General features: G+C 54.7%; 2 protein-coding genes. Both read right to left on the reverse strand.

Annotated elements, in window-relative coordinates; translation table 11 throughout:
- Positions 1–23: 23 nt before the first annotated feature.
- The gene (locus ACXWUF_RS20415) at positions 24–1,733 is read right to left on the reverse strand and encodes a hypothetical protein (protein ID WP_458496399.1); all 1,710 of its coding nucleotides are present in this window, start codon (positions 1,731–1,733) and stop codon (positions 24–26) included.
- Between the two features lie 178 nt (positions 1,734–1,911).
- Entirely contained in the window at positions 1,912–2,952 is a 1,041-nt protein-coding gene (locus tag ACXWUF_RS20420) for a hypothetical protein (RefSeq protein WP_458496400.1), read from the reverse strand.
- Positions 2,953–3,614: the final 662 nt, after the last annotated feature.

A 3,614-nucleotide genomic window follows, 5' to 3' on the forward strand; every position in this document is an offset into this window, starting at 1 on the left:
GATGTCGTCGAGGCTGGTAAAGATCATCGTAGGAGTGCCATTAAGGAAAGATTGAGGGAAATATTGCTTGATTTTACCCTGACAGCCTTAAAGTAACAATTGTGAACAATATACTTATGATAATTTGGGAACATCTCTAATTTTTCTTGGCCTTCATACAATACAGCTAAATTAAACATGGCTATAGAACTGCCATTTGCCACTCCATCCTTATATAGTTTTTCAGCCTTTTTATAATTGCCAATCTCGAAATAAATAGTACCCAACGCATCGACTGCAACTTGATAGTTTTTCTCTACCAAGTAGTTCAGGACTTCTATTGCTTTAAAGGTATCTCCCGCCTCATACATTGTTAGCGCCCTATCAAATAATTCGGCGTCAGTCTCTGGAAGCATTTTTGTAAGATTGCTTTTTAAATTAGACCGCGCAACCTCTAATAATCTCTCTTGTAATTCAACATCCTGCAAAGCTCCAACAAATGCCTGAGTTAAAAATAGAGCATGTTCCGGCGCTATTTTCCCTTCATTCAAAATTCCGATATGCCGATGAACCCTTACAGCCAACTCGTCCTGATCACACCAAATCTCCAAAAACCTCACCAACCAAACCGCCCGCCGCTTATCCCCCGAACGACCTAACCGCATCAAACACCATATATTAAAAAACCGTTCCTCCAACTGATAAAGCTTGTTTTTAGTGGACGTAGCAATAGAGCGAATAACCTGGTTTTTCTCCAACGCCTGCAACTGCGCCGAAACCTGTTTACTTGGCAATCTAGCTTTCGCGGCAATTTCTTTCACCGATAACGCATCCCACCCCATCGCAATCTCATAAACAATGGCCTGTTGCTGGGTGGGCAAATCATCCAGCCGATGCTTATAAAGCGGCGTCACCCGATCCAACAGCACTTCCAAGTCTTCCATCGCGCTGCCGTCGTCATCCAAAAAAATCTCAAACAACAAAATCAAGGTGCGCGGCATCCCGGCGGTCAGACGGCGCAAGGCTTCCAGCTTGCCGGGCCGGGTTTCCAAAATTTCCGCCATGCGCTGCTTCTGCTCATCGGTCCCCAGGCTCAACATCAACTCGCGGGCCTCCTGCGCATTCAAGCCGCCCAAAGTCCGCAGCCGGAAGAAATTGAAAAACGGCTTGCCGTGGTCGTAATGCTGCTCCAACGTCGCGGCAGACCCGGCCACAATGCGGATGCGGCGCGAAGTCATCAGGATTTCCCGGAACCGCTGCTGATCCGCCTTGCCGAACTTGTCCAGCATCTCGCCGAAGTTGTCGATCAACAGCAATAAATGCTTGCCCTCCCGCTCCAAGGCGCGGGCCAGAATCTCGAAGCAATCCGCCTCATAATGGGGCGACTCCAAACCCGTCTCAAACTCTTCGGGCAAACGCTCAAATCCCGGATGCTCGGCCAAATAATCGGCGGTGCGCTCCCACAATCGGCACAGTGCCACCACGGAGTATTCCTCCTCCCGGAACAAAACCGGAATCAGCCACGGCGACAACGCCGGATCGTCCCGCACGCATAGGGAAATCTTCCGCAGCAAGGTGGTTTTGCCCTGCCCGCGCTGGCCTTGCAGGATGGTGTGCCGGAAGCGCTCGCCGGGCGCGGCGTCGCGGATGTCTCGCAACAACTCGTCCAGCAAGGCGCGGCGCACCACGAAGCTCTTGAGGAACAGGTCTTCGCGCATTTCCTGGGGGTTGTAGATGGTGCTGACGGCGGGCATGACGGGGTTCCTGTCTTTCTATCTTGATGTTCAAAAAATGTAGGCCGGAATAAGCCCGTCGGACGCGGAGCGAACGAGGGGCGTTTCCGGCAATGTACCCCACATGCCGGAAACGCCTCTTCTCGTGTGTCACTCGAAGGGGCTTATTCCGGCCTACCACTGAAAGCCCACTCTCACATCAATTGGCGATTTCACTCCACCACCAAGCACGAATGACCGGCGACACGAAACGGTAACGGTTGCGCTCGTCCCGGACCAGATAGCCATCGTGTTGGAGGATATTCAGCAAGCGGGGCACCTCATCTTCGACCCCGTGGGCAACGGCCAAGTTGTAAATCTCGCCCTGGTCGCTGCCGGATTTGGCGGGGTCGGCGGTACTGTTCAACAGGGCTTTGCAGAAGCGGTATTCCTCCTGCTTCAAGGCTGGGGGACGGAGGCGGCGGTGCCAATGCTCGAAGTGATTGCGGTGCCTGAGGGAGGCCGCGAAGGCCGCGTCGATGTGCGCGGCTGCGATGGGCGACAGGGAAAGCTCGTCCACCAATAGGCTGATGAAAAACGGGGCCAGCCAGTCGATTCGGTCCAATATCAAGGCGGCGATATCCGGCGCGGCGGTCAGGCTGCGGCGGCGCAGCAAGCCATCGAGATAGGCTTCCGCTTCGTCCCGCCGGAACGGGCGCATTTTGACCTCGCGCAGGTCGTTGATGTGCTTGGTGAAGCCCAGCCCCTCGACCACGTTCTGCAAACCAATCGAACCGGCGTAGACGAAGCGGATTTTGTCCTTGAAACGCGGCTCCTGCCGGAATTCCCGCTGGGTGGTCAGTAACCGTTTGACCTCTGCCTCGCCACCGTCCTTGTCGTCGCGGATGTTCTCGATGACCTGGGGAAACTCATCAAGCATCAGCACGATGGGCCGCTCTGGCTCCAGGCTCTCCAAGAGATTGCGGAACCAAGCGCCCACGCCTCGCCCAGCTTTTTCCCAGCGGCTAATGAAGTTGTCCGAGAGGTGGGCGACGAGCTTGCGGTAGAACTCGTTCACCGTGTCTACCGACTCCACAATCAGGTAGGTCGGGACGAAGCTATCCGGGGCGTTTTCTTCTAGGTGCTGCATCAGCAGGGTTTTGCCGATGTGGCGATGGCCGGTCAGAACGGCGTTCTCGCCGTCGCTCAGGTGTCGGCTTAGGCGTTCGATGATATCGGGCAGGGGATGATAACTATCCATGGTGGGCCTCTTGACAAGAAATTTGTTGCCAAAATATATGGCAATAAAACTTTTGCCACTGCTGGCGTGCGGTGAATGCTCGTTCCCTCTCACCGTGTCACTGCCGTTAAATTAGAAAAATCAGCGTCATTCCGGCATGGATGCCGGAATGACGTGTTTTCTGGCTCGACCGAAGTTTCTTGCTAAACCGTGCACCACTTGAAAGATGGAGTTTTCACCCCGAGTCCCGTCTTGCATCGGAGACGCTGGAGAGATTTTCCGCCGCGTCGCGGCGATTGAGAGACCCGTCCGTGACGCGAACCGTCGCGTAGCGACGGTTCAAGACGGTTGAAGCCGGAGCCACGTCGGGAGATCGGGACCATACAACCGTCGCTACGCGACTGACTTGCGTCACTTTCGTACCGGGCGTTGAAACGCCCGGCTATGTTCATGGCACCGCTGCGCGGCCCAGGGACTCTAAACCGAAACTGGGCGGAAAATCCTCCACAGAAAAACTACGTTTTCCAAATGAGGCGCGGTTTAAATCCAAACTTAAATGCGAATTACGCGCTTTGAAATCCGCCGTTCAGCAGGAACATGGCGGCGGCGAGGCGGGCGAAGACATGGACGAGCAGCCCCCGGAAGGAGCGGACCTTGCTGGCGCACTCGATGCCGGTCTTGTC

The sequence above is a fragment of the Methylomagnum sp. genome, from assembly GCF_054333355.1.